Genomic DNA, 24503 nt, shown 5'->3' on the forward strand with positions numbered 1-24503 from the left:
ACGCGCGGCGCAGTGGGCGCATAATCGGCCGGGGTTGGCGGCAAAATAGGGCCCGAAACACCGATATAAGCTGAACGATAGTGGTGATTGGCGATTTTGCGGGGGTTGGAAGTAAGTGACTGCTCAGGCCGCAAAATGGCGCCTGAAGCGCCGCCTACGGCATGCCGGCACCCTCAAAATGAGGGGGCGAGTTTATTTCAGGGCCCAAATCCGTCAAAATAGCGTCTTTTAATGGTTTTTTGGCTAAAGCCGGGGGATGCTCTGTGCCGCCGAAGTTCGACTTTGCTCATACTACCCAGCTCGACACCGTCGAGTTGTTGACGTCCCGCCCTAGCCGCATCGACTTCGACGCGGGCGACGGCTTGCACCTGGTAGTCGAAGCGCACGCGCCGGGCGTATACCGCCTGCGTTGTGGCGAGGCGAGTCTCCTCACCGATGAAAAATCCAGCGCGCGTGCGCGCGCCGTGGCTGAAATGTTGCTGGCGCGCCAGGAGGCCGTGGGCGAGGCGACGTTGACGCCGCGCGACGACGGCGGCGGCTGGCGTATCGCCCAGGGCGATACCACGCTTGAGGTGCTCTCCGATCCCGTGCGCGTGAAACTGTATCGCGGCGACCAGGAAGTCTTTGCTTCCGAAGTGTCCGCGCATACGCCCGCGTTCGGCCACAACGCGCTCGACGAAACCGACGAGGCCGTGTGGACCGTGGGCCTGGGCCTGGAGGGCGCCGAGCCCGTCTATGGCCTGGGCGAAACGCCGGGAGATCTCAACCGCCGCGGCGAAGCCGTGGTGTCCGATGACCCCGAGCATCGCGCCTTGCCGCTGGCCTGGAGCCCGCGCGGCTGGGGCGTGTACGCCAACACGATGCGGCGCGTCGAGCACGCGGTGGGCCTGGAGCCCGCCGAGGGCGCCTATGTGCTCACCATCGACGACCCGGTGCTGGACCTGTTCCTGTTCGTCGGCGAGCCGGCCGAGATCCTCAACCAGTACACCGCGCTGACCGGCCGCGCCGGCCAGCCGGTGCTGTGGGCGATGGGCGCATGGCTGCAGCAGGCCGACGGCCAGATGCCGACCGAGACGGCGGCCCTGGTGGCGCGCCTGCGCGATCAGCAGATTGCGCTGGATGCCGTGACGCTGGCCTTGCCGGCGGCCTGGAGCTTCCAGGCCGACAAGCCGGTGCTCGAGTGGGATGCCCAGCGCTTCCCCGACGCGCGCCAGATGCTGGCGCTGTTCCACAAGCATCATGTCCATGTGGCGGCGAGCGGTTTTCCGGGCGTGCTGAAATCCAGCCTGTTGTTCGAAGAGCTGGAAGACCGCGGTTGGCTGCTGACGCGCGACGATGGCAGCGCCCAGGTGTTCGACGGCAACGCCGCCACCGGCGGGCAGCCCTACGGCCTGCTGGATCTGTCGTATCGCGACGCTTACGCGATGTGGGTGGAGCGGCACCGCCAGTTGATCGAGGACGGCCTGGACGCGCCGGCCTGCGACGCGCAGATCGCGATTCCCGATGGCGTGTCGGCGCGCAACGGCGAAACCGGCCCGGCGCTGCGCACCATGTATCCACTGCTGGCCCGCCGTGCGCTGTTCGACGCGGTGGCCGGCCTGAAAGTGCCGCCCGAGGGCGTGGTGCCCAGCACCGACCTGTTCCCGGCGGCGCAGCGCCTGCCGTGGCAGGTGGGCCCGCGCGTGACCAACGACTGGGCCGGGCTGGAGCACAGCCTGCGCACCGCGCTGTCGATCGGCGCGAGCGGCGTGCCGGTGCAGGTGCATGCGCTGGGTTCGGCGCAGGCGCCGCTCGAGGGCATGACCGCCGAGCTGTACCTGCGCTGGCTGGGGGCCTGCGTGCTGTCGGCCAATTTCAGCTTCCAGGGCGTCCCTGGCCTGCTGCCCGACGCCTTCGGCGAAGAAGCCCTGGCGCATGCCCGCACCTGGATGCAGTGGCGCTACCGCCTGATTCCCTACGTGCTCGGCGCCATCGAGGACTCGGCGCGTACCGGCCTGCCGGTGCAGCGTTCGATGGCCATGTCGTTCCCGCACGATCCGCATGCGCATGCCTGGGACCTGCAATACCTGCTGGGGCCGGCCTTGCTGGTCGCGCCGGTGACGCAGCCGGGCAAGCAGGTGCGCGTCTACCTGCCCAAGGGCGACGCCTGGTGGGACCTCAACACCGGCCACCGCTACGAGGGCGGCACGACCTGGACCGTCGAGTGCGAACTGGACCGCTACCCCGTGTTCGGCCGCGAAGGCCACATGCTCTGTCTCGGCCCGGCCGCGCAGCACACGGGCGAGTTCAACTCGGCGCGTATCCTGGACGAGGTCTGGATGTTCGGCATGCCGGTCCACAATCCGGTGGTCATGCGCAATAAAATCCGCGTAATGCAAATGCAGGGTTCCAGCTATATCAAGGGGCTGGAAGGACTGCGCATCCTGCCTTCCGAAGGGCTGGAAGTGAAGCGCCGCGGCGCTGAAGTCCGCATCTCGCGCGCTCGTTGACGCCTGCCGGGCCTGGTGCCCGGCGCGTTCCCTTCCGACCCGATGCGTCGCCGGCCCGTTGCCGGCACGCATCGGGTCTTATCCATTTTATATAACTAATAGTTATAAAAAGAGGAATAAACAGTCGTTCTCTTAAGAAGAGCGGCGATTCACAATCGCATGCCATGATTCATATCGAAAATCTATCCAAGACGTACGCCACCCCGCATGGCCGCTTCGAAGCGCTGCGGGGCATCAACCTGCACATCCAGCAGGGCGAGGTATTCGGCATCATCGGGCCGAGCGGCGCGGGCAAAAGTACGCTGGTTCAATGCATCAACCTGCTCGAGCGCCCGGACCAGGGCAGCATCGCCATTGGCGGCCAGGCCCTGGTGGGGCTGGGCGAGGCGCAGCTGCGCAACCAGCGCCGCCGCATCGGCATGGTGTTCCAGGGGTTCAACCTGCTGGCGCGCCGTACCGTGTACGGCAACGTGGCCCTGCCGCTGGAGATCGCCGGCGTGGCGCGCGCCGAGATTCCCGCCAGGGTCGAGCGGCTGCTGGCGCTGGTCGGCCTGGAGCACCTGCGCGACCGCTATCCCAGCCAGATCAGCGGCGGGCAGAAGCAGCGCGTGGGCATCGCGCGCGCCCTGGCCAATGACCCCGACGTGCTGCTCAGCGACGAGGCGACGTCGGCGCTGGACCCCGAGACCACCCACAACATCCTGGCGCTGCTGCGCGATATCAATCGCAAGACGGGCGTGACGGTGGTGATGATCACCCACCAGATGGAAGTGGTGCGCGAGATCTGCGACCGGGTCGCCGTGCTGTCGCATGGCGAGGTGGTGGAGCTGGGCAGCACGCGCGAAGTGTTCGCCGCGCCCCGGCACGAAGTCACCCGCGCCATGGTCTCGGCCGCGACCGCGTCGGATCTCAGCGAGGCCACCCTGGCCGCCGTCAAGCAGCGCATCGACGCGCTGGCGGCCGCCGAGCCCGGCCGCGCCGTGCGCCTGTGGCGCCTGTCGCTCAAGGGCGTGGCCGCCGGCGAGCCGCTCTGGTCGGACCTGGCGCGCGAGTTCGCGCTGGACGTGAGCCTGGTGCAGGCGCGCGTCGAGGACATCCAGGGCGTGGCCGTCGGCACGCTGTTCGTACTGGCGCAAGGCGCGCCGCACGCGGTCAAGGACGCGCTCGCCGCGCTGGCCGCCCGTGAAATCACCGTAGAAGAAATCGCCCATGAGCCCGCAACTGATCGATCTGCTTATCACGTCGCTGCATGAGACCCTGCTGATGGTCGGCGTGTCCGGCGCCATTTCGGTGGTGGTCGGCATTCCGCTGGGCGTGCTGCTCATCGTCACCGGACGCGGCGGCATGCTGCAGAACCTGGCGGTCAACCGGGTGCTGGCGGCCGTCGTCAACGGCACGCGCTCGGTGCCTTTCATCATCCTGATGGTGGCCATCATCCCGTTCACCCGCCTGCTGGTGCAGACCTCCATCGGCACCACCGCAGCCATTGTTCCGCTGGCGGTGGCGGCGATTCCCTTCATGGCCCGCGTTGCCGAGAACGCCATGCGCGAAGTGGATCCAGGCCTGATCACCGCGGCGCGCGCCATGGGCACCTCGCCCTTGCAGATCATCTGCAAGGTGCTGCTGCCCGAGGCCCTGCCTGGCCTGGTGGCCGCCACCATCGTCACCATCGTCAGCCTGATCGGCTACTCGGCCATGGCCGGCGCCATCGGCGGCGGCGGCCTGGGCGATCTGGGCATCCGTTATGGCTACCAGCGCTTCCTGCCTGAAGTCATGCTGGCTGTCGTGGTCGTGCTGATCGCGCTGGTGCAGGTCGTCCAGAGCCTGGGCGACTGGCTGGTGCGCCGCATGTCGCACCGCTGAATCCCGCACGATTCTTTTCATCACTCCGTATCTGGGAATATCGCAACATGAGCACCAAGTTCCTGAAAACCCTCGCCGCGTTCGCCCTGGGCGCCGCCGTGTTTGCGCAGCCTGCGCTGGCGCAGGACAAGCCGCTGAAGATCGGCGTGACCGCCGGTCCGCACGCGCAGATCTTCGAGGTGGTCAAGCAGGAGGCCGCCAAGCAGGGCCTGAATATCCAGGTCATCGAGTTCTCGGACTACGTGCAGCCCAACGTGGCGCTGGCGTCCGGCGACCTCGACGCCAACAGCTACCAGCACCAGCCGTACCTGGACAACGCCAATGCCGACCGCGGCTACAAGCTGGTCAGCATCGCCAAGACCGTGATCTTCCCCATCGGCGTCTACAGCAAGAAGGTCAAGAACCTGAACGAGCTGAAGGACGGCGCGCGCATCGGCATCCCCAACGATCCCACCAACGGCGGGCGCGCCTTGCTGCTCTTGCAGGAGCATGGCCTGATCAAGTTGCGTCCGGAAGCCGGCCTGAAGGCCACGCCGATCGATGTGGTGGAGAATCCGCGCAAGCTGCGCTTCATCGAACTGGACGCCGCCCAACTGCCGCGCTCGCTGGACGACACCGACGCCTCCGCCGTGAATACCAATTTCGCGCTGGAAGCCGGCCTGGATCCGAGCAAGGACGCGCTGGTGCGCGAATCGGCCGAGTCGCCTTATGCCAACGTCCTGGTGGTGCGCGAGCAGGACAAGGACCGCGCCGACCTGCGCAAGCTGGTTTCCATCTACCAGAGCGCGCCGGTCAGGGAGTTCATCCTCGGCAAGTACAAGGGCGCCGTGGTCGCCGCCTGGTAAGCCTCGGCAGCACGCGTCCGGCGCTGGCCGGGCCTGCATCCCGCCAAGCCGCCCTCGGGCGGCTTGGCTTTTTCACCCGGCCGATTTTGACACGGGGCTGGAAATCCGTCATAATTCCTGACTTCGGTCGGGTCGTTAGCTCAGTTGGTAGAGCAGCGGACTTTTAATCCGTTGGTCGCGCGTTCGAGTCGCGCACGACCCACCAACCAGATTCAGCAAGCAAGGCCAGCAACAAGGCCAGCAAGAAAAAAGCCGCTCATGGAAGCGGCTTTTTTCTTGCTGGTTTTTTTCTTGCTGGCTATTTTCATGCGGTGCGCCTGGTTGTTGCGCGCGGCCATTATCCCGCCTTCGATATCCGTTTGCCGTGACGCGGTTTCCCGACAATTGGGAAACCGCCGCGCCTGCCTGCCTGCGCGATCCCGCAGCCTGCTAAGCTGGTTTTCCGAGTCGCGCCGCGCGGGCGGATGCCGTGCGTCGGCGTGCGGACTTCAGCCTGTTCTGAGCGAGGTGGCGATGTTTGAGTTCTGTACGCATGCGAGGACGCTGGTTGGCGCTGGCGCCAGCGACGCCCTGGGAGAGACGCTGGCGGCCCGGTGGGGCGCGAGCCGCGTCCTGCTGGTGACGGACGGCGCGCTGGTTTCACTGGGCCTGGCGGGCCGGCTGCGCGACGCGCTGACCAGCGCGGGCCATACGGTGGCCATGTTCGATGAGGTGGTCGCGGATCCGCCGGAGTCGGTGGTCGAGCGCGCCATCACGGCGGCGCGCGATGCCCGGGCCCAGATGATCGTGGGCTTTGGCGGAGGTTCTTCGATGGATGTGGCCAAGCTGGCTGCCGCATTCGCCGGGACGACGCAGGACTTGCGCCAAGCCTATGGCATAGGCCTGGTCGCGGGGCCGCGCTTGCCGCTGGTGCAGGTGCCGACCACGGCGGGCACCGGCTCGGAGGCCACGCCGATCGCCGTCGTGACGACCGGCGAGGGCGCCAAGGCCGGCGTCATCTCGCCCGTGCTGTACGCCGACCTGGCCGTCCTGGACGCCTCCTTGACGCTGGGCCTGCCGCCGGCCATCACCGCGGCCACCGGTATCGATGCCATGGTGCACGCGACCGAAGCATATACCAGCCGGGTGCTCAAGAATCCCATTTCCGACGCCCTGGCGCGCGAAGCGTTGCGGTTGCTGTTTCGCGCGTTGCCGGTCGCTTGCCGCGACGGCGGCGACCTGGCGGCGCGGCAGGACATGCTGCTGGGCGCGATGCTGGCGGGCCAGGCGTTCGCCAATGCGCCGGTGGGCGCCGTGCATGCGCTGGCCTATCCGTTGGGCAGCGCATTCCATGTGCCGCACGGGCTGTCCAATTCCCTGGTGCTGGGGCCGGTGCTGCGGTTCAATTCGCTGCGTTGCGAGACCCAGTACGCGGAGCTGGCGGACGTGATCCTGCCGGGGCATGCCGGCGGCGTGGCGGAAAAGGCCGCCGCGTTCGTGCAGGCGATGGCCGAGGTGGCAGGGGCGCTGGAACTGCCGACGCGGCTGGCGCAGGTCGGCGTCACGGCGGCGGACATCCCGGCGCTGGCCGGGCTGGCCCTGCAGCAACAGCGCCTGCTGGCGAACAATCCGCGCGATGTCACGCTGGCCGACGCCACGCGACTCTACGAAGAGGCGTTCTGACGCCGCTGGCGCCGCGCGCACCGCCGTCGCGGCGGCGCGCGCGAATCCCTGGAGATCTAGCTGTCCGGGGTGACCATGTGGCTTTCGACCTCGCGCCTGGCCAGCAGGGGAATGATCTGGCCGATGCCGATTGCCTGGAAATGCGCGGTCTGGCGATGCTCATCCAGGCCGTGCATGTCGCGATATTTTTCCAGGATGACGAAGTGGCACGGATCGCTTCCCGACTGGAAGTACTCGTAATACAGATTCGCCGGTTCGGTGCGGGTGTGTTCCGCCAGCCGGGCAAGCAGCGCACCGACTTGCTCCTGGGCGCCCGGCTGGGCGTGATAGTGCGCGATGACCTGCAGATAGGGTTGGGACATAGGGGTACCTTTGGTGGAGGGGACGGTATCAGGCTTGCCCGGGGGTGAGGGTGATCGTACCGTTCTCGCCGTCTATCCGCACCAGGTCTCCGTCCTGGATCTGCTCGAACGGATCGAATCCGCTCGCCTGCAGCAAGGGGATGTTGTTGACGAGACAGCCCATGACGGTCACGGGGTCCATCTCTACCTGGATCATCGCCGCGGGCGCGTGGCCGGCGCGCGTCGCCAGCGAGAGCATGCCCGATGTCCCGGACGAGCCTTTCGAGGACAGCAGGATCAGGACGCAATCGGAGATGTCGCGTCCGCGCAGGGAGGAGTAGGGGTCCACGATCCTGCCGGTCTGCGGGTCGAAGCCGCCCCAGAACGAGATCCGTTCGCGAGCGATGACCGCCTTGCCCTGTGTCTGGCCCGTCACCCAGGTCTTGCAATGGAAAGTGCGGGAAGCCGTATCGATAGTGAGCATGTCAAAGTCCTTGCCAAGTGCCGGTCATCGCCGCGGAAACCACGTCGGTCAGTTTGCCGACGGCGACCTCGTGGCCGGTCATTCCCTGTAGATAGTTGCCTTGCTTGACCGCATTGGTGACCATGCGGCGGCCATGGCCGGAGCGGGTGATCGAGGGGCACGAGTCGGTCAGCACCTTGCCGCCGGCCCGTTCGATCACATCGACCAGCCCCATGCGCTGCGCGACCGCGCGCACTGCCCAGGCCGTCCAGACTTCCAGGCGCACGTTCGGGGATACGCGGCGGCCCTCCAGCTGGCTGGCGATGACCTGGATCTCGTGCAAGGTGGCGTGCGGACAGCCCAGCACGACGTAATCGATCCGTTCGCTCGTCAGGGTGTTCAGCTTGGCAGCGATGCGCGCGCGGTCCGCCGCCGTGTAGCGGATGCGCTCCAGCGGGCGCCTGGCCACGGCGTCCAGCGTGGGGGCCTCGGGGGGTGACGCCGGCGATATGAAACATGGTGCAGCCGCCGCCGGTGGCCACCGCGGCGGACAATTGCTTGGCTTCTTCCAGGGACGGCGCGCGCAGCTGATCGAGGACCGGGGTTCGCAGGCCCGATACTTCGCCGGCGAAATAGCCCAGGAAGCCCCAGTCGCACAGTTCCTCGGAAGGGGCGGCCTCGACTTCCACGATGAGATCGGCCTGGCGGTTTTCTTCCAGCAGCACGCCGAACTCGGGGAACCAGCCGGACATGGCCGCCGCGATGGCGCTTTCGGTGCCGTTGCGGGTGGATCGGGCTCCGACCATGGCGTTGATGTAGACGACCGCCGAGGACTCGGTCCAGGCGCAGATCTGGTTCTTGCTGGGCAGTATGCCCGCGATGTACGGCGCGCAGGTCCAGGTCAGCTGGATGCCCGCGTCGCGCGCCCGGTCTATCACCAGCTTCTGGAATTCCTGGTCTTCCGCCGACAGGCCGCCGCCCTTGTCGTCCTCCACGCATACGCGCGCCACGTGGGTGGCAGTCGGCGCTCGCATGCGGACGCTGGTGAACTCGATGACCTGTTCGAGGGTTTTCTTGCGGGCTTCGGGGCTTACCGCGCCGGCGACCCTGCCTTGCGCGGTGATGCCGGAAGTGTGCACGCTGTCGACCTTGACCAGTCGTTGCGCGCCCATCAAGCGTCCCCATTCGACCAGCCAGGTGAAGTACTTCGCAACGACGTCGCCGGCGTCGCCGTTCAACAGACCTTGTTGTTCGTCCGTCAGTATCATGATTTCTTCTTCACGTATTTCGAGTCCCAGAAGCGTTCCGCGCTGTTCAGGTGGGTCCGGATGGCCGTGCTGACGGCATCCGTGTCGCCTGACGCCACGGCGTTGAGGATCTCCTGGTGCTCGATGATTGATTGTTTACCCAGCTTGGGCTGCGAGAAATACTCGACGCGCCGGCGCCATGACAGGCGCAGGAACAGATCCAGCACCTGGCTCAGGGTGACATTGCCGGCCGCGTCCGACAGCGCCCGGTGGAACGCCTCGTCGGCCTCGGCGGCCTCCAAGCCCCGCGCGCCGGTGGCCGCCAGCCGCTCGATTTCGGCCGCCATCCGGTCCAGGTCCACCTGCCGGTGGTTGAGCGCGGCCAGGCGGCCGGTTTCCAGTTCCAGGATCGCGCGCACCGACATCGCTTCGGCGATGGAGCGTGGCGACAGCGGCGCCGATTGCTCCAGCAGCACCAGCGCTTCGGGGCTGCGCTTTTCCGGCGCAACGATGTAGAGGCCGGAACCCTGGCGGCGCGTCACCATGTTGAGCGATTCCAGTCTCGAAAGACTCTCGCGTATCACCGGACGGCTGATACCCAGCTGGGCGGCCAGCTCCATTTCGGTCGGCAGTTTCGCGATTCGACGGGCGTCGGCCAGTTGAATCATCCGCACCAGTTCCTGGGTGATTTCGTCAGCGCGGGAGGCAGGTCGTTTCGTCGAGCTCAAGTGGGAATCCTTTGTTATTCGGGCTTGGCGTTGGTCGCGATGATGATCTCCCGCCAGCGTTTGATTTCGTCCTGGATGTGCTGCTTGAACACTTCCGGGGGGCCGCCATGCAAGGTAGCACCGACCTCAGCATAACGGGTGCGCAGTTCGGGATCCTGCAGCGCCTGGTTGCCGGCCTGGTTCAGCACGGCGACCACGTCCGCGTCCATGCCCGCGGGGCCTACCAGCCCGAACCAGCCGTAGGCACTGTAGCCCGGGAGGGTTTCCGCCACGGCAGGGATGTCGGGCGCGCTCGGTATGCGTTCCGGGGAAGTGACGCCCAGCGCCTTGATGGTGCCGCGGCGGATGTGCTGGATGGACGACGGATATCCGTCGCACAGCGTCTGCACGGTGCCGCCGATCAGATCCTGCAAGGCCAGCGCGCCGCCGCGGTACGGGACGGTGGTGAATTGGGTGGCCGTGACGTGGCACAGCAATTCGGCGGCCATGTGCTGGCTGCTGCCCAGGCTGCCCAGCGCCATCATGACCGCGGGGCCTTGCTGCCTGGCGATGTCGACGAAATCGGCAATCGTGTCGCCCGGGAAGTTCTTGTTCGCCACGAACAGGTTCGGCGAGGAGGAACAGTACAGGATGGGCGTGAAGTCGCGTTCGGCATCGAAGTTGATGCTCTTGAACAGGGTGGGGTTGATGCCGTGCGTGGCGGAGTTGTTGAAAAGAATCGTGTAGCCATCCGGCGCGGCATCGGCCACGTATTTGGCAGCGATATTGCCCGCCGCGCCCGGCTTGTTCTCGGGAATGATGGTCTGCCCGAGTTCCTCGGCCATTGCCGCCGCCAGCAGGCGCGCCGAAATGTCGGTCACGCCGGCGGCGGGAAAGGGAATGATCATGCGGATGGGCTTGCCCGGATATTTGCGTGGGCTGGCCATCGCGCGTCGGGCCAACAGCGGCGCCGCGATACCCGCGGCCAGGCCGCCCAATAACAACCTGCGTCTTTCCATAATCGGATCCTCAAAAGTTATATTACCAATTGCGCATTTTCATCTTACCAAATAAACTCGCTGCAACACTGAGGGTTATCCAGAAAGCGGTGGAAATATCGCCGCGGCGAGGGCGTCAGCCGGCGTTCGAGGCGGGGTCATGAACAGCGCAAGCATCCGGCGCGACGGGATGCGCCACGCGCGCGGCAAAACAGACTAGCCTAGCTGTGAAGATTCAATAGGTTGTATGCATGGTTCATCCGAACCGGATTTGAGAAACTGGAAATCGCCAACCCCCCAGTTCACTCAAGGAGCCCGGCCGGATGAACACCCATAAGCATGCCCGATTGACCTTCCTACGTCGACTCGAAATGGTCCAGCAATTGATCGCCCATCAAGTTTGTGTGCCTGAAGCGGCCCGCGCCTATGGGGTCACCGCGCCGACTGTGCGCAAATGGCTGGGCCGCTTCCTGGCTCAGGGCCAGGCGGGCTTGGCCGATGCGTCCTCGCGCCCGACGGTCTCGCCCCGAGCGATTGCGCCGGCCAAGGCGCTGGCTATCGTGGAGCTGCGCCGCAAGCGGCTGACCCAAGCGCGCATCGCCCAGGCGCTGGGCGTGTCAGCCAGCACCGTCAGCCGCGTCCTGGCCCGCGCCGGTCTGTCGCACCTGGCCGACCTGGAGCCGGCCGAGCCGGTGGTGCGCTACGAGCATCAGGCCCCCGGCGATCTGCTGCACATCGACATCAAGAAGCTGGGACGTATCCAGCGCCCTGGCCACCGGGTCACGGGCAACCGACGCGATACCGTTGAGGGGGCCGGCTGGGACTTCGTCTTCGTGGCCATCGATGACCACGCCCGCGTGGCCTTCACCGACATCCACCCCGACGAGCGCTTCCCCAGCGCCGTCCAGTTCCTCAAGGACGCAGTGGCCTACTACCAGCGCCTGGGCGTGACCATCCAGCGCTTGCTCACCGACAATGGCTCGGCCTTTCGCAGCCGCGCCTTCGCCGCGCTGTGCCATGAGCTGGGCATCAAGCACCGCTTTACCCGACCTTACCGCCCACAGACCAATGGCAAGGCCGAACGCTTCATCCAGTCGGCCTTGCGTGAGTGGGCTTACGCTCACACCTACCAGAACTCCCAACACCGAGCCGATGCCATGAAATCCTGGCTACACCACTACAACTGGCATCGACCCCACCAAGGCATCGGGCGCGCTGTACCCATCTCCAGACTCAACCTGGACGAATACAACCTATTGACAGTTCACACCTAGCGGATGGCGAGGCCGGTCCCATAGGGGAGTAACCGCGGTTTCATGGAAATTCCCAGAAACTGCGAAACTCTCGCCGCGCACAATTGTGCCGTGCCGCGTTGTCCCCAATACTCCGGCCATCTTTTGCCACGGGAAACGCGCCATGTTCTTCGAAGACATAGAAAGAATCCGCAGCGCCTTGCAGCGCAGCGGACGTAAATACCTGACACCAAGGCTGGAAGCAGTATTGGGCACGGTCTATCAGCTCAAGCGCGGCGAAGAGTCCGTGTACCTGTGCGTGGAGCCGTCCATGGCCGTGCGCAAGCACGCGCATCGGCCCCATTGCACGATCGAGCTCGGCGCGCCCGACTGGGATACGGTGCTCAGCGGCGAGCGTTCCATCATGAGCAAGGTGCTGGCCGGGAAGTGCGGCTTCCTGAAGCACGAACGTCGCTACATCATGCATTTCTCCATGTTGCTGCAGGCCGTCCTGCTCGAGGAAAAACAATGAACAGCTCGGCTCCCCTCATCGATTTCGCCCATGACCTGCGCTACGAGGATATTCCCGTCCACGTGAGGTCCATCGTGCGCGAACAGATCATCGCCACGGTGGGCTCGATACTGGGCGGCGCGCAATTGCCGGTCGCGAAGTCCTTCGAGCAATCCATCCTGGCGACGTTCGGCCGCGGCGAAAGCTCGGCCTTCGGCGCGGGCACGGGCATGTCCGCCGCTTCGGCGGCGCTGTACAACTCGGGCCTGGCGCAGATCCTGGACTGGGAAGACTGGGTGCTCATCAGCCACGTCGGCGCCGCCGTCGTGCCGGTGGCATGGGCGCTTGCCGAAGAGCGCGGCCTGCGGCTCAACGACGTGATCGTGGCCGTGACGATCGGCAATGAAATCGCCGGCCGTACGTCGCGGGCGATCCAGCGCGGCGCTTACCTCGGCAACGGCCTGCCCAACCATTAGATCGAGTTGCCGCTGGTGGCCGGCCGGTTGCTGGGGCTGGACCGGCGGCAGCTGGGCTATGCCTTGGGCCATAGCTGCTACATGGCGATGGAAAACTGTCCGGTGGGCTGGACGACCGATTCCAAGCTGCTGGTCAATGGCCTGTCCGCGATGTGGGCCATCGCCTCGGCCAACATGGCCCGGCAGGATATCGTGGGCCGCGGCGACATCGTGGAACACCCGGCGGGCTATCTCGCCACGGTGTCCGAGTCTATCGATTTCAAGGAGCTGACGCGGGATATCGGCGTCAAGTGGTACACCGAAACACTGTCGACCAAGAAGCACGCGGGTTGCGCGTACAACCTGCCCGCGGCCGAGTGCGCCATGTCCATCCGCGAAGAGATCGCGCCCGAGGACGTGAAGCGGATCGTGGTCGAATGCAGCACGGCCACGCTGTACGTGGGCGGCCGCTACGACGACTTCGAACCCGGCGTCCTGGACGCTTACGAGCAGGGGCTGCTGACGCACGTGAGCCTGTGTTTCGACACGAAGTTCTGCGTCGCCGCCGCCTATGTCCATGGCGATCTCATCCACGAGCAATACCTGGTCGAAAACGCCACCGACGCGCGGGTCAAGGCCCTCTACGGCAAGATCAGCCTGGTTCCCAGCGAGCGCCTCCAGAAGGCGCAGTTCCAGGACTTCAAGTACGGCGCGACGGTGACCGTGCATGGCCGGGACGGGCGCACGGCTACCCGGACCGTCGAGCAGATGCTCGGCGGCTACGACCGTCCTTTCGACCATGCCACCAAGCTGGCCGACGGCGCGCGGGGCTTGCTGCCGCCCGAGGCGGTCGACGGCATCGTGGCGCGTCTGCGCGACGAAACCGGCAACCCGCTGGCAAGCGAAATCTCGACACTGATCAATGGCGCGCCATGAAGGAGAACCGGCTGGGAATGCTGCTGCTCAGCCCCGCGCTGCTGGTCCTGACGGCGCTGGTGATCGTCCCCTTGCTTGCCACCATTGCGTTCTCGTTCTTCGACCTGAGGCTGGGCGAGTCGAGCGCGAAGTTCATCGGCTTGCAGAACTACGGCGATCTGCTGGCCAGCGAGCCGTTCTGGCGATCGCTCAGGATCACTTTCCTGTGGATCGTGCTGTCGGTCATTCCACAGCTGGCGCTCGGCACCATCATCGCGGTGCTGCTCGATCGCGTCACCCGGTTCAGGGCGTTCCTGCGGGGCGCGATCTTCCTGCCCTGGGTGATACCCGTCGCGGTGGTGGCGTACATGTGGCAATGGCTGCTGACACCGGAGACCGGCCTGGTCTCCGGCATCGCGGGCGGCGCGGGGCTGGAAGGGCTGGCGCGGTTTCCCTTCCTGTCCTCGCCCGACACGGCCTTCGCGACGGCGCTGATCGTGAGCGCATGGCGCGGGATTCCGTTCGTCGTGATCATGGTCTTCGCGGCCTTGCAGGGGATCAGCGACGAGGACTATCACGCAGCCAGGGTCTCGGGGGGCAATTCGATCCAATGCTTCGTCTACGTGACGCTTCCGTATCTCAAGGGCCTGCTGCTCATTCTTGCCGTGATCCGCACGATGCAGATCGCCAACAACTATTCCCTGATGGCCTTGCTGACCAACGGCGGACCGGCGGACAGCACGCGGATCCTGCCGCTGATGATCTACGAACTGGCCTTTCGGGAGTTCGCGTTGGGCAAGGCTTCCGCCCTGGGCGTCATCGCCCTGGCGCTGACCTGCCTATGTATCGCTTTCATGATGAGACGACGCCATGCGGATAATTAACCGATTCCCGCTTCCGGCCGCGATGGCGTGGCTGGTCGGCGCGGTGCTATTCGTTCCGATCGCCTGGATGGTGCTGACCGCGATCCGGCCGGAACACGAGCTCTACCAGGTGCCGTTGCGCATCCTGCCCGGCGCGCTCGACATGGCGAACATCCAGTCGGCCTGGTACGAGAAATCGTTCGGCCAGTTTTTCTTCAACAGCGCGGTCAACTCGGTGCTTTCGGTGCTGTTCTCCATGCCGATCGGGATCCTGGCCGGTTATGCCTTTTCCCGGTTCGAGATCCGCCACAGCAAGTACTACCGGGCCTATGTGCTGTTCGCGTACATGGTGCCGATCATCATCCTGGTCGTGCCGTTCTACCTGATCGCGGTCTGGCTGAACATCTACAACACGCGCATGGGCCATGTGCTGGGGCTTTCCACCTATGCCATACCGTTCGCGACCTGGGTCATGATCGGGTATTTCGAGCAACTGCCCAAGGAGGTGGAGCATTCCGCCGCCATCGATGGCGCGGATCGGATGAAGACGCTGATCTACATCCTGGCTCCGATGATCAAGCCCGGCGTGGTCGCAACGGCCTTGCTGACGTTCATCCTGGCCTGGGACGATTACATATTCGCCCTCATCCTGCTCGATTCGGAAACCCTGCGAACCCTGCCGCTGGCGATTGGATACCTGTCGTCCGATTATGAACTGACCGACGGCCTGATGATGGCGATGGGTACCATCACCACGCTGCCGATCCTGCTGCTTTTCGTCTTCTTCCAGAAGTATTTCGTGGGCGGGATGACGTCGGGCGCAGTCAAAGGATGAGAACCACTCTATGAAGTCAACAAGCACGGCAATCCAGCTGAATTCGGTATCGAAGTCGTATGGCGGCTCGCCCATACTGGACGATATTTCCCTGGCGATCGCACCGGGGGAGTTCGTGGTGATACTCGGCGAGTCGGGGTGCGGCAAGAGCACGCTGCTCAAGATCATCGCCGGCCTCGAGCAACCCACATCCGGAGCCGTTCGCATCGGCGATGCGGTCATGACGGACGTGCCGCCGAAGGACCGGCGCCTGGCGATGGTCTTTCAAAGCTACGCCCTGTATCCGCATCTGAAGGTCTGGGAGAACATCTCGTTTCCCATAAAGATGAGCCTGTGGAAGTATGCGTACTCGCTTCCCCTGCTCGGCCGGCTGTTTCCGAACCGCAAGCGTATCCTCAAGACCATGCGCGAGGCCGCCGAGCGGGCGGCCGGAAAAGTCAGGCTGACGCCCTTGCTCGACAGGAAGCCGCGCGCGCTGTCGGGCGGGCAGCGGCAACGCGTGGCGCTGGCCCGGGCCATCGTCGATGGCCGGGAAATCTGCCTGATGGACGAACCGCTTTCCAACCTGGATACCCAGCTCAGGGCCTCGACACGGCGCGAGATCGCCGACCTGCACCGAGACCTCGGCCACACCATTGTCTACGTGACCCATGACCAGACCGAGGCCATGACGATGGGCACGCGGGTCATTCTCATGCGGGAAGGGCGCATCGAGCAGGATGGCGCGCCGGCCGAACTGTACGAACAGCCGGCCACCACGTACGCGGCGGAGTTTCTTGGCTCGCCCCGGATCAATTTCATGCGTGTCGCGAGCGCGCAGTTTTCCCAAGCCGCGGCGCAGGCCGTCGTGACGCTGGGCGATGGACGTTGCCCGCTCGATCCGCACGGCGACCTGCTCATTGGGGTCAGGCCCGACCACCTGGAGATCACACCCGACGCCCAGGGGGAGTTCCTGTTTCTTTCTTCCGAGTATCTCGGCGGAAAGACCATTGTTTCCCTCAAGCGCGAGTCCGGCGAGACGATGGTCCAGGCCTTCGGCTCGGACCGGCTCGACCGGGCGCAGCGCTACAGCGTCCGCTTCGAGGGCAGGCATGCAATGTGTTTCGATCCGCAAAGCGGAAGGAGGATTCGTGAGTAAGAATATGGATAGTCCACAGGACAGTTATGACCTGGTCGTCGTGGGCGGCGGCACCAGCGGCGTCTTCGCGGCCATCAGCGCGGCCCGCAGGGGGCTGCGCGTGGCGCTCGTCGAGGCATCCGGGATGCTCGGCGGGACGCTGACGCAGGTGACCCTGGGCGGCATCTGCGGGGCCTGGACGGGCGCGGCGCATACCCAGGTCGTGCATGGCCTGTTCGACGAGTTTGTCCACGCGATGCGCAAGGCGCAGGCGTGCGATGGCCTGTATTCGTACGGCCATGTCACGGCCTTGCCTTACGAGCCGGTCAAGGTGCGATACCTGCTGGATCAACTCCTGCCGCCCAACGTGACGACTTTCTTCCATTCGCGGCTGTTCGCGGTCGACATGGAAGGCGAGCGGATCGCGCGCGTTCACCTGGCCGGCGTGGAAGGCCCGTTCTCCCTTGCGGCGCGCGCGTATGTCGACGCGACCGGCAACGCCTCCCTGGCAGGCCTGTGCGCGACGCCCTTGCGCCGCGGCGAGAACGGCACCGTGCAGGCGGCATCGTCGATGTTCCGCGTCATCGGGGCCGAAGTGGACCCGCGCGTGCGCGACGTGCGCACGGAAATCAGGCTGGCCATCGAGAAGCACAATGCCAGCGGCCAGGCGGAGGCGTTCAAGCGCAGCGCGGTCGCGGTCTATGTGCATCCCGACCAGCGGCTGCTGCATTTCAACGCGACCAGGGTGTATTTCGAATCGACCGCCGATGATGCGCTGGCCGCCGCGCTGGACATGTCCCGGGTGGAGACCGAGGCGCGCAAGGAAGCCTTCCGGCTGGTCGAACTGCTGAAGCGCGAGGTCGACGGCTTCGCCAATATCGAGATCGTCGACCTGGGGGCGTCGGTGGGCGTGCGGGACTCGCGCAACATCGTCAATGACCATCCCCTGACCGAAGCCATGGTGCGCGACGGGGACAAGCCGGCCAACTCGGTCGCCTATTCAGCCTGGCCGATCGAGTTCCACGGCTCGAATACGCAGATGCACTGGGAGCCCCTGGAAGGGGACCGCTACTACGGCATACCCTACGAGTCGTGTTTGCCGCAGGACATCCAGAACGCCCTGGTCGTCGGCCGCGCGATCAGCAGCACGCCGTTGGCGCAGGCCTCCTGCCGTGTCACTGCGCCGTGCATCCAGATGGGCGAGTCGGCCGGGATCGCGGCCCATGAGCTCGTTGCCAGCTCATCCAGGACAGCGTTTTCCGAGCTGGCTTCCATGAAGTTCATATAGACAGGCGTCGACCTGTCTCAACCAGAATCGTCGAAGGGGACATGATGAAACGCGTTGCTTCACTGTTGGTGTCGTCGCTGCTGTATTCCGGCTGTGCGATGGCTGATGGTTCCATCGTCGTGTGGATGACGGACTCCCGTCCAGGCTACAAGAAATGGCTCGAAACGGAGGCCGCCGCGTTCAAGGCCAAGCATCCCGGCGTCAAGGTTAGCGTGGTGCAGATGTCTCCCAACGACGCTTACCTCAAGATTCCCGCCGCGGCGGCGGCGGGCGGCTTGCCCGATGTCATCTGGACGACCTATGGGCTGGCGCCCTGGCTTGACGGGATGAAAGGCGGAAAGCTGGCGGATGTGTCGGACCTCATCGACCGTCTGGGGAAAAACCGCTTCGATGAAGACGCGCTCAAGCAATGGAGCTACCGGGGCGCGGTGGCCTGCGTGCCGGTGGCGCGCACGCCGACCTACCTGATGCACCGGGCCGACCTTTTCAAGAAGGCCGGCCTGGCGGCTCCCGAGAGCTGGGAGGACGTGATCCGCGCGGCGCAGAAGCTGAATGATCCCGCCAATGGCAAGTACGGCATCGCCATGCCGGGCAAGACCGATTTCTCGCCGCGTTTCGCCTACGGCATGATTCTCTATTCCATGGGCGGCAGCACGTTCGACACGCAGGGCAACCCCATCTTCGAGTCCCCTGCGTCCATCGATGCGCTGAAGGTCTACAAGCAGCTGTATGCCTACTCGCCGCCGGGGTCGTTGAATTTCGGCTTCTCGGAGATCCAGCGCGCGCTGGCGCAGGGCAGGGTGGCCATGACCATCTCCAATCCCTCGTCGATGGCAACCTTCCAGCGCACCAATCGCGACGAGGGCTCCACCCTGGCCCTGGCCTTGCCGGGCAAGGTGAACCGCACGATCCAGAACCAGCGCGGCTGGTGCATCGCCGACGGCAAGAACAGCCAGGACGCCAAGGCGTTCGTCGAGCATCTGTTCTCCACCAGCTCGTTCGCCGCCTACCTGGATGCCGCGTCCATCAGCTCGTTTCCGGTCTACCACGACCAGGCGGCCTACGACCAGTTCCAGGCGTCGAACGAGACGGTCAAGCGCTTTCCCGGCGCCACCGATTTCATCCGCCGCCATACGGTCGGCACCATGCCGGGGATCGACGGGGTCGGGCTGACGCCGAAGTCCGGCGATCTGATCAGTTCCGGCCAGATCGAGAGCGCCATCAACAGAATGCTGGCCAATGACATGTCGGAGCAGGAGACGGCGGCGGCGATGCAGAAAGAAACCCTGCGGCTGCTGAATTGACCTGACATGGCGCCATTTTCGATCTGCGTGTCGATACTGCTGCTGGTGGGCGACAGCAACCGCGCCGGGGTGACGGCCCGCTACGTCAGCGAGCAGCTCGGCCTGTCGCTATCGACGGCGTATCGCTGGATAGACATGCTGCGGCAGTCGGGCCTGGTCGTGCGCCACCCCAATACGCGCAAGCTGCACTTGGGCCCGGTGGCGTTCGACCTGGGGGTGCAGGCGGTCGCGCGTCCGTACGTGCCGCCCGCCATCGAGGAGGTGCTCAAGCCGATTGCCTCCCGGCATGCATGCCGCCTGCATCTGGTTCGCTGCTCGGGCGATTATTCGGTCCTGCAGCGGACCTACTTCGACCGTGCCGAACTGGAGATCGTGCCGAGCAAGGTGGCGGCCATGCGCCTGCTCGGCATCGGCCCCGCCGGCGTCTGCCTGCTGTCCCGTTGGCCGGACTACGAAATAGACCGCTACCTGGTGCGCAACCAGGACGGGCTGCTCGCCGCCGGCTACCAGGGGGCGGATATCCGCGAGCGGGTCCGGCAATGCCGCAAGCTGGGGTGTTTCGTGACCCGGAGCGTGCTGACGCCCGGTTATACGGCCGTGGTCATCGATTTCGAGGTCGACGGGGTGGTCTATGGGGTCAGCGCGGCTTCCGCCGGCAGCGAGGGCGGCAAGCAGTTTCACGCCATACGCGAAGCCCTGGATCGGGCGCGGGCGTCGTTGGCGACCCAGGCGATTCCGGAGTTCGCGTTGCACGGATAAAGACGGGCCGCGACGGCTGGCGCGCCAGGACGAGGCTGTCCTGGCCGTTTTCTATGACACGTTGCTCCAGGCGCGCACCAGTTCGTGCTCGATCGCATCGCGCGGCCGGCCGGACGCGTTGGCGCCAGCGCGCGCCGCGGGGCGCGAGCGCGGCGCCTGCCGCGGGGCCATCGGCTCGGCGGCGGACGAGGCTGGCTGCTTGCCCGGGCGGGAGGCGGTGCGTACGGGTTCGGACATGGGTACTCCTTGGTGTGGCGGCGCGGCGCATGCTGCCGATGCTCGAAGCATTAGGATCGTCCGGCCGGGCATAAGTTCATTGCACCGTGGTGACCGGGCAACGCGCCCTGGATGTCTACACTGCCCGGCGTGCGGACGTATCGACGACGGACACCACTATGGACCCTCAAGCTAGCTTGAGGTCAAGCGCAAAGCCCCTGCGTGTCGCGGGGTTGTGGGCGTTCGGCGCGGGCGCGCTGTTAGCATTTCGCGATGACCAGGATTTGGGGTGGGTGATGATGCGATCCGCGCAGGCCGTCCGGCGTCCGGACTTGCTGTCGGTGGGCGAGGTGGCCGCGCGCACCGGGCTGGCCGTATCGGCCCTGCATTTCTACGAAGCCAAGGGGTTGATCGCCAGCACCCGCACGGCCGGCAATCAGCGCCGCTACGCGCGCGCCGTATTGCGGCGGGTGGCGGTGATACGCGTGGCGCAGCGCATGGGTTTGCCGCTGGCCGCGATCGCGCAGGCGCTGGCCACCCTGCCGACCTCGCGCGCGCCCACCGTGGCCGACTGGCGGCGCCTGTCGCGTGCCTGGCGCCAGGAGCTGGACCAGCGCATCCTGGGGCTGACGCAACTGCGCGACCAGCTCGATGGCTGTATCGGCTGCGGCTGCCTGTCGCTGCGGGAGTGCCCGTTGCGCAATCCCGACGACGCCATGGCGCGCCTGGGCGCGGGGCCGCATTTCCCGCCGCACGAATGATGCCGGGCAGGACAGGAGTTTTCCGGAAGATTTGCTAGCATCGGTGGTTCCGGAACTTGCCTTTCTGTCTCCCCGCATCATGGACCCTCGTACCGATTTTGCCGATGGCCTGACCCGCTGCGGCTGGCTGGATCATTCCGTCGATTATGTGGCCTACCACGACCACGAATGGGGCCGGCCGCAGGCCGACGATCGCGCCCTGTTCGAGCAACTGAGCCTGGAAGGCTTCCAGTCCGGCCTGAGCTGGCGCACCATCTTGAACAAGCGCGCCGCCTTCCGGCGCGCCTTCGCCGACTTCGACATGGAGCGGGTGGCGGCTTTCGATGAGCGCCGGGTCGAGGCGCTGCTGCAGGACGCCGGCATCGTGCGCCACCGGGGCAAGATCGAGGCGGTGATCAACAATGCGCGGCGCGCCCTGGCCCTGCGCGACCGGGAAGGTTCGCTGGCGGCTTTCTTCTGGCGCTACGAGGCGCCGCCGCGCGGCGCGGATGCCCCTTTCGAGGTGCTGGCCTGCACCGCCGAGTCCGAGGCCCTTTCCAAGGCGCTCAAGAAGCAGGGCTGGTCCTTCGTGGGGCCCACCACCGTCTACGCCTTCATGCAGTCGGTCGGCATGGTCAACGACCATCATCCCCAGTGTCATCATCACGCCGCCTGCGAGCAGGCGCGTTATCGCTTCCAGCGCCCCGATTGAGGGGGCGTCGAGTACACGTAAGGCAGTATTGCCGGCTGTATCCCGATGGTGCGCCGGTCTTTGCGCCCGCGCATGCCTGCGCTACCCTAAGCAAGGATAAACAGCCGGATCCGCCCCGGGCGGCAAGGCAAAGGGATCCGCGGGATGACGCGCAAGAAGAAGATTTTCCTGGGAGTGGCCGGCGCCGTGCTGGTCCTGTTGGCGGCCGTGCTGGTGGTCCTGGCCACGCTGGACTGGAATCGCTTGAAGCCGACCATCAACGAGCAGGCGAGCGCCGCGCTGGGCCGGCCGTTCGCCATCCAGGGCGACCTCAGCGTGCAATGGGCGTGCGAACCCGGGCAGGGCGGCTGGCGCGGCTGGGTGCCGTGGCCGCATTTCGTCGTCCATGATGTCGCCATCGCCAACACCGTCTGGGCCCGCGATCCCAACCTGCTGACGCTGCGCCGCGGCGAATTCCGCCTGGCGCCCTTGCCGCTGCTGCGGCAGCGCGTGGTCATCCGGCGCATCCAGCTGAGCGGCTTGCGCGCCGACCTGCAGCGCCGCGCCGATGGCGTGGCCAACTGGGAATTCACCATGCCCGATACGGGCGAGCCCTCGCCCTGGAAGGTGGATATCGACGCGATCGGCTTCGACCAGGGAGCCATCCGCTATGCGGACGCCATTGCGCAGGCCGACCTCGACGTGCTGGTCGACCCATTGGGCAAGCCCGTGCCGTTCGCCGAGCTGGCCGGAGCGCCGGCCGCCGGCGGCGCCGCGGACCAGGCGGCCGGCAAGGCGGACAGCGGCAAGGCGGCGGATGCCGCCGCGCCTGCCGCGCCGCCCGATTACGCGTTCGGCTGGCAAGTGAACGGCCGCTACAAGGACCTGCCGCTGGAAGGGACGGGCAAGGTCGGCGGCATGCTGGCGCTGCGCGACGCCCGCCAACCGTTTCCGGTGCAGGCCGAGGTGGCCATCGGCTCGACCCGGATCGCGGTGGCGGGCACCCTGACCGACCCCATGAGCCTGGGCGCGCTGGACCTGCGCCTGAAGCTGGCCGGCGCTTCGATGGCCAACCTGTATCCCCTGACCGGGGTGACCTTGCCCGATACGCCGCCGTACTCCACCGACGGCCGCCTGGTCGCCCGGCTCCAGGACTCCAAGGGCGCGCGCTTCGAATACCGCGATTTCAATGGCAAGGTGGGCGCCAGCGACCTGCACGGCGACATCACCTTCGCCTTGCAGCAACCGCGCCCCAGGCTGAGCGGCAAACTGTCTTCCCGCCTGCTGCGCATGGCCGACCTGGGGCCGCTGATCGGCGTGCAATCGGGCGGCGCCAAGTCCGTCAAGGCCGAAGGCGAGAAGGCCGTCGCGCAGCCGGCGGACAAGGTCCTGCCGGTGCAGGAGTTCCGCACCGACCGCTGGCGCGTTATGGACGCCGACGTGGAATTGCGCGGCGAACGCATCGTGCACAGCGACAGGCTGCCCATTAGCGACCTGACCGCGCATGTGCTGCTCGACGACGGCATGCTGACCCTGGCGCCGCTGCGTTTCGGCATGGCGGGCGGCAGCCTGGACGCCACGCTCAAGCTGGACGGGCGCGAGGCGCCCATGAGCGGCAATGTGCACCTGGCCGTGCGGCGGCTGCGCCTGAAGCAGCTGTTTCCGAACGTGCAGGCCATGCAGAAGGCGCTGGGCGAGGTCAACGGCGACGTGGCGCTCTCCGGCCAGGGCAACTCCGTGGCGGCCCTGCTGGGCAGCGCCAGCGGCGAGACCAAGCTGCTGGTCAACGACGGCGTGATCAGCCGCGCGCTGATGGAGATCGCCGGTCTGAATGTCGGCAACTACGTCGTCAGCAAGCTGTTCGGCGACGACGAGGTCAAGATCAATTGCGCCGCGGCCGACATGGGCATGACGTGCGGGGTCATGACGCCGCGCGTGTTCGTGATCGACACCGAGAACGCCGTCGTCAACATCACCGGCTCGATCGACTTCCGCAAGGAACTGCTCAACCTCGATATCGATCCCGACAGCAAGGGCTTTCGGCTGTTCTCGCTGCGCTCGCCGCTGTACGTGAAAGGCAGCTTCAAGAAGCCCGACGCCGGCGTGCATGTCGGGCCGCTGGCCGCCCGCGGCGCCGGCGCGGTGGCCCTGAGCGTGCTCTTGACGCCGGCGGCCGGCCTGCTGGCGCTGATCGCGCCCAGCACCAACGACGAGAATCACTGCGCCACCCTGCTGACGGAAATGCGCAAGCCCGCCCGGGCGCCGCGCCGCTAGGTCAGCGGGCGGCGGCGGGCGGGTGCGCCAGCGCGTCCCAGGCGTGCATGGCCTGCCGCGCCACCGCTTGCAGCGCCGCGCGGTCGGCGCCGTCGCGGGCCTGGATCGACATGCCATGCAGGACGGTGGCGTAGAAGGCCGCCAGCGCGGCCAGGTCGGCACCCGGGCCGATCTCGCCGTCACGGCGCCCCTGCTCCAGCCGCTGCAGGATCAGGTCCTGCATCGTGCGGCGGTGCTCGCACAGCCAGCCGCGCACCGGCGCATGCTGCGCCGGGCCCGCGGTGGCGCCCAGCACCATCAGGCAGCCGGGCGGCTTGCCGTTCAGCGTGCAGGTCTGCGCGCCGGCCAGCAGCATGCCTTCGATGGCGGCGCGCGCGTCGGGCGCCTCCAGCAGGGCGCGCCGCGTGCGCGCGCCCTCGGTGTCGGCGTAGCGTTGCACCGCTTCGCGGAACAAGGCCTCTTTCGAGCCGAACGCCGCGTACAGGCTGGGCGCATTGATCCCCATGGCCGACGTCAGGTCGGCCAGCGAGGCCCCTTCATATCCCTTGGACCAGAAAACTTCCATTGCCTGGCGCAGCGCTTCGGTCCGTTCGAAGCTGCGCGGGCGACCACGTTCTGCCATGCCTGGATTCTACCCGTGGGGCCCGCTATCGCCGGGGTATTGACAGACCGGGTGGCCCGCCTTCAT

25 protein-coding genes, 1 tRNA gene and 1 pseudogene are annotated in these 24503 nt (G+C 66.2%); 19 read left to right on the top strand and 8 right to left on the bottom strand.

The annotated features are described in order from the left end of the window. Window positions 1-263: 263 nt before the first annotated feature. The 5 genes from BN118_RS15635 to BN118_RS15655 all read left to right on the top strand — a co-directional run bounded on the left by BN118_RS15635 (window position 264) and on the right by BN118_RS15655 (window position 5402). Window positions 264-2489 (top strand): glycoside hydrolase family 31 protein, encoded by a 2226-nt coding sequence (locus BN118_RS15635; protein ID WP_003814547.1) that lies wholly within the window; start codon window positions 264-266, stop codon window positions 2487-2489. A 164-nt stretch (window positions 2490-2653) separates the two neighbouring features. Then, window positions 2654-3742, top strand: coding sequence for a methionine ABC transporter ATP-binding protein (locus BN118_RS15640; protein ID WP_003814544.1), 1089 nt, complete (start codon window positions 2654-2656; stop codon window positions 3740-3742). After that, window positions 3699-4352, top strand: coding sequence for a methionine ABC transporter permease (locus tag BN118_RS15645; RefSeq protein WP_019247918.1), 654 nt, complete (start codon window positions 3699-3701; stop codon window positions 4350-4352). Before BN118_RS15640 ends, BN118_RS15645 begins: the two co-directional genes overlap by 44 nt. A 47-nt stretch (window positions 4353-4399) precedes the next feature. Continuing rightward, window positions 4400-5197 carry a MetQ/NlpA family ABC transporter substrate-binding protein gene (locus BN118_RS15650; protein ID WP_010931144.1) on the top strand — a complete coding sequence of 266 codons (798 nt, stop codon included), beginning with the start codon at window positions 4400-4402 and terminating at the stop codon, window positions 5195-5197. Window positions 5198-5326: 129 nt separating this feature from the next. Beyond that, a tRNA-Lys gene (locus tag BN118_RS15655) sits at window positions 5327-5402 on the top strand. A 7-nt stretch (window positions 5403-5409) separates the two neighbouring features. Here BN118_RS15655 and BN118_RS21105 read toward each other — a convergent pair. Then, window positions 5410-5535 carry a hypothetical protein gene (locus BN118_RS21105; RefSeq protein WP_023852737.1) on the bottom strand — a complete coding sequence of 42 codons (126 nt, stop codon included), beginning with the start codon at window positions 5533-5535 and terminating at the stop codon, window positions 5410-5412. Window positions 5536-5704: 169 nt separating this feature from the next. On the opposite strand from BN118_RS21105, the gene BN118_RS15660 reads away from it, so the two are divergent. Further along, the gene (locus BN118_RS15660; RefSeq protein ID WP_010931145.1) at window positions 5705-6859 is read left to right on the top strand and encodes an iron-containing alcohol dehydrogenase; all 1155 of its coding nucleotides are present in this window, start codon (window positions 5705-5707) and stop codon (window positions 6857-6859) included. 56 nt (window positions 6860-6915) lie between these two features. Here BN118_RS15660 and BN118_RS15665 read toward each other — a convergent pair whose 3' ends face one another. The 5 genes and pseudogenes from BN118_RS15665 to BN118_RS15685 form a co-directional block, all read right to left on the bottom strand. Continuing rightward, window positions 6916-7221 carry a putative quinol monooxygenase gene (locus BN118_RS15665; protein ID WP_003814535.1) on the bottom strand — a complete coding sequence of 102 codons (306 nt, stop codon included), beginning with the start codon at window positions 7219-7221 and terminating at the stop codon, window positions 6916-6918. Between the two features lie 28 nt (window positions 7222-7249). After that, a complete protein-coding gene (locus BN118_RS15670; RefSeq protein ID WP_003820797.1) occupies window positions 7250-7684 on the bottom strand; it encodes an aconitase X swivel domain-containing protein in 435 nt (144 codons plus the stop codon). Window position 7685: 1 nt separating this feature from the next. Further along, a pseudogene (locus tag BN118_RS21260) lies at window positions 7686-8931 on the bottom strand (aconitase X). Further along, complete coding sequence (locus tag BN118_RS15680) at window positions 8928-9638, bottom strand: FadR/GntR family transcriptional regulator (RefSeq protein ID WP_003820799.1); 711 nt, start codon at window positions 9636-9638, stop codon at window positions 8928-8930. Before BN118_RS15680 ends, BN118_RS21260 begins: the two are co-directional and overlap by 4 nt. Window positions 9639-9652: 14 nt before the next feature. Beyond that, window positions 9653-10564, bottom strand: coding sequence for a Bug family tripartite tricarboxylate transporter substrate binding protein (locus tag BN118_RS15685; protein WP_033446288.1), 912 nt, complete (start codon window positions 10562-10564; stop codon window positions 9653-9655). A gap of 374 nt (window positions 10565-10938) precedes the next feature. Between BN118_RS15685 and BN118_RS15690 the strand changes: the two genes are divergently transcribed. The 10 genes from BN118_RS15690 (at window position 10939) to BN118_RS15735 (ending at window position 19894) form a co-directional block, all read left to right on the top strand. Beyond that, window positions 10939-11889, top strand: coding sequence for an IS481-like element IS481 family transposase (locus BN118_RS15690; protein ID WP_005013747.1), 951 nt, complete (start codon window positions 10939-10941; stop codon window positions 11887-11889). 85 nt (window positions 11890-11974) lie between these two features. Then, window positions 11975-12379, top strand: coding sequence for a hypothetical protein (locus BN118_RS15695; RefSeq protein ID WP_010931149.1), 405 nt, complete (start codon window positions 11975-11977; stop codon window positions 12377-12379). After that, window positions 12376-12834 carry an MmgE/PrpD family protein gene (locus BN118_RS15700; protein WP_019247890.1) on the top strand — a complete coding sequence of 153 codons (459 nt, stop codon included), beginning with the start codon at window positions 12376-12378 and terminating at the stop codon, window positions 12832-12834. Before BN118_RS15695 ends, BN118_RS15700 begins: the two co-directional genes overlap by 4 nt. A 15-nt stretch (window positions 12835-12849) precedes the next feature. Continuing rightward, the gene (locus BN118_RS15705) at window positions 12850-13749 is read left to right on the top strand and encodes an MmgE/PrpD family protein (RefSeq protein ID WP_224019489.1); all 900 of its coding nucleotides are present in this window, start codon (window positions 12850-12852) and stop codon (window positions 13747-13749) included. Then, a complete protein-coding gene (locus tag BN118_RS15710; RefSeq protein ID WP_010931150.1) occupies window positions 13746-14612 on the top strand; it encodes a carbohydrate ABC transporter permease in 867 nt (288 codons plus the stop codon). Before BN118_RS15705 ends, BN118_RS15710 begins: the two co-directional genes overlap by 4 nt. Continuing rightward, entirely contained in the window at window positions 14599-15426 is an 828-nt protein-coding gene (locus BN118_RS15715) for a carbohydrate ABC transporter permease (protein WP_003814524.1), read from the top strand. The genes BN118_RS15710 and BN118_RS15715 overlap by 14 nt, the downstream gene beginning before the upstream one ends. Window positions 15427-15436: 10 nt before the next feature. After that, window positions 15437-16564: an ABC transporter ATP-binding protein gene (locus BN118_RS15720; protein ID WP_003820806.1), complete on the top strand. Its 1128-nt coding sequence runs from the start codon at window positions 15437-15439 to the stop codon at window positions 16562-16564. A gap of 4 nt (window positions 16565-16568) precedes the next feature. Further along, window positions 16569-17831: an FAD-dependent oxidoreductase gene (locus BN118_RS15725; RefSeq protein ID WP_014906008.1), complete on the top strand. Its 1263-nt coding sequence runs from the start codon at window positions 16569-16571 to the stop codon at window positions 17829-17831. A 41-nt stretch (window positions 17832-17872) separates the two neighbouring features. Further along, the gene (locus tag BN118_RS15730) at window positions 17873-19135 is read left to right on the top strand and encodes an ABC transporter substrate-binding protein (protein ID WP_014906009.1); all 1263 of its coding nucleotides are present in this window, start codon (window positions 17873-17875) and stop codon (window positions 19133-19135) included. Window positions 19136-19141: 6 nt separating this feature from the next. Then, on the top strand, window positions 19142-19894 hold the full coding sequence (locus BN118_RS15735) for an IclR family transcriptional regulator (RefSeq protein ID WP_010931153.1): 753 nt from the start codon (window positions 19142-19144) through the stop codon (window positions 19892-19894). Between the two features lie 51 nt (window positions 19895-19945). Here BN118_RS15735 and BN118_RS15740 read toward each other — a convergent pair whose 3' ends face one another. Next, window positions 19946-20131 (bottom strand): hypothetical protein, encoded by a 186-nt coding sequence (locus tag BN118_RS15740; protein WP_019248355.1) that lies wholly within the window; start codon window positions 20129-20131, stop codon window positions 19946-19948. Between the two features lie 275 nt (window positions 20132-20406). Between BN118_RS15740 and soxR the strand changes: the two genes are divergently transcribed. The 3 genes from soxR (at window position 20407) to BN118_RS15755 (ending at window position 23815) form a co-directional block, all read left to right on the top strand. Then, window positions 20407-20871, top strand: a complete 465-nt coding sequence (gene soxR / locus BN118_RS15745) for a redox-sensitive transcriptional activator SoxR (RefSeq protein ID WP_003820813.1) — start codon at window positions 20407-20409, stop codon at window positions 20869-20871. Window positions 20872-20902: 31 nt separating this feature from the next. Further along, window positions 20903-21562: a DNA-3-methyladenine glycosylase I gene (locus BN118_RS15750; RefSeq protein WP_003820814.1), complete on the top strand. Its 660-nt coding sequence runs from the start codon at window positions 20903-20905 to the stop codon at window positions 21560-21562. Between the two features lie 144 nt (window positions 21563-21706). After that, window positions 21707-23815 carry an AsmA family protein gene (locus tag BN118_RS15755; protein WP_010931154.1) on the top strand — a complete coding sequence of 703 codons (2109 nt, stop codon included), beginning with the start codon at window positions 21707-21709 and terminating at the stop codon, window positions 23813-23815. A gap of 1 nt (window position 23816) precedes the next feature. Here the strand turns inward: BN118_RS15755 and BN118_RS15760 are convergent, their stop codons facing one another. After that, complete coding sequence (locus tag BN118_RS15760; protein WP_010931155.1) at window positions 23817-24437, bottom strand: TetR/AcrR family transcriptional regulator; 621 nt, start codon at window positions 24435-24437, stop codon at window positions 23817-23819. Between the last annotated feature and the right edge of the window lie 66 nt (window positions 24438-24503).

Source organism: Bordetella pertussis 18323 (assembly GCF_000306945.1).
Lineage (GTDB): Bacteria > Pseudomonadota > Gammaproteobacteria > Burkholderiales > Burkholderiaceae_B > Bordetella > Bordetella pertussis.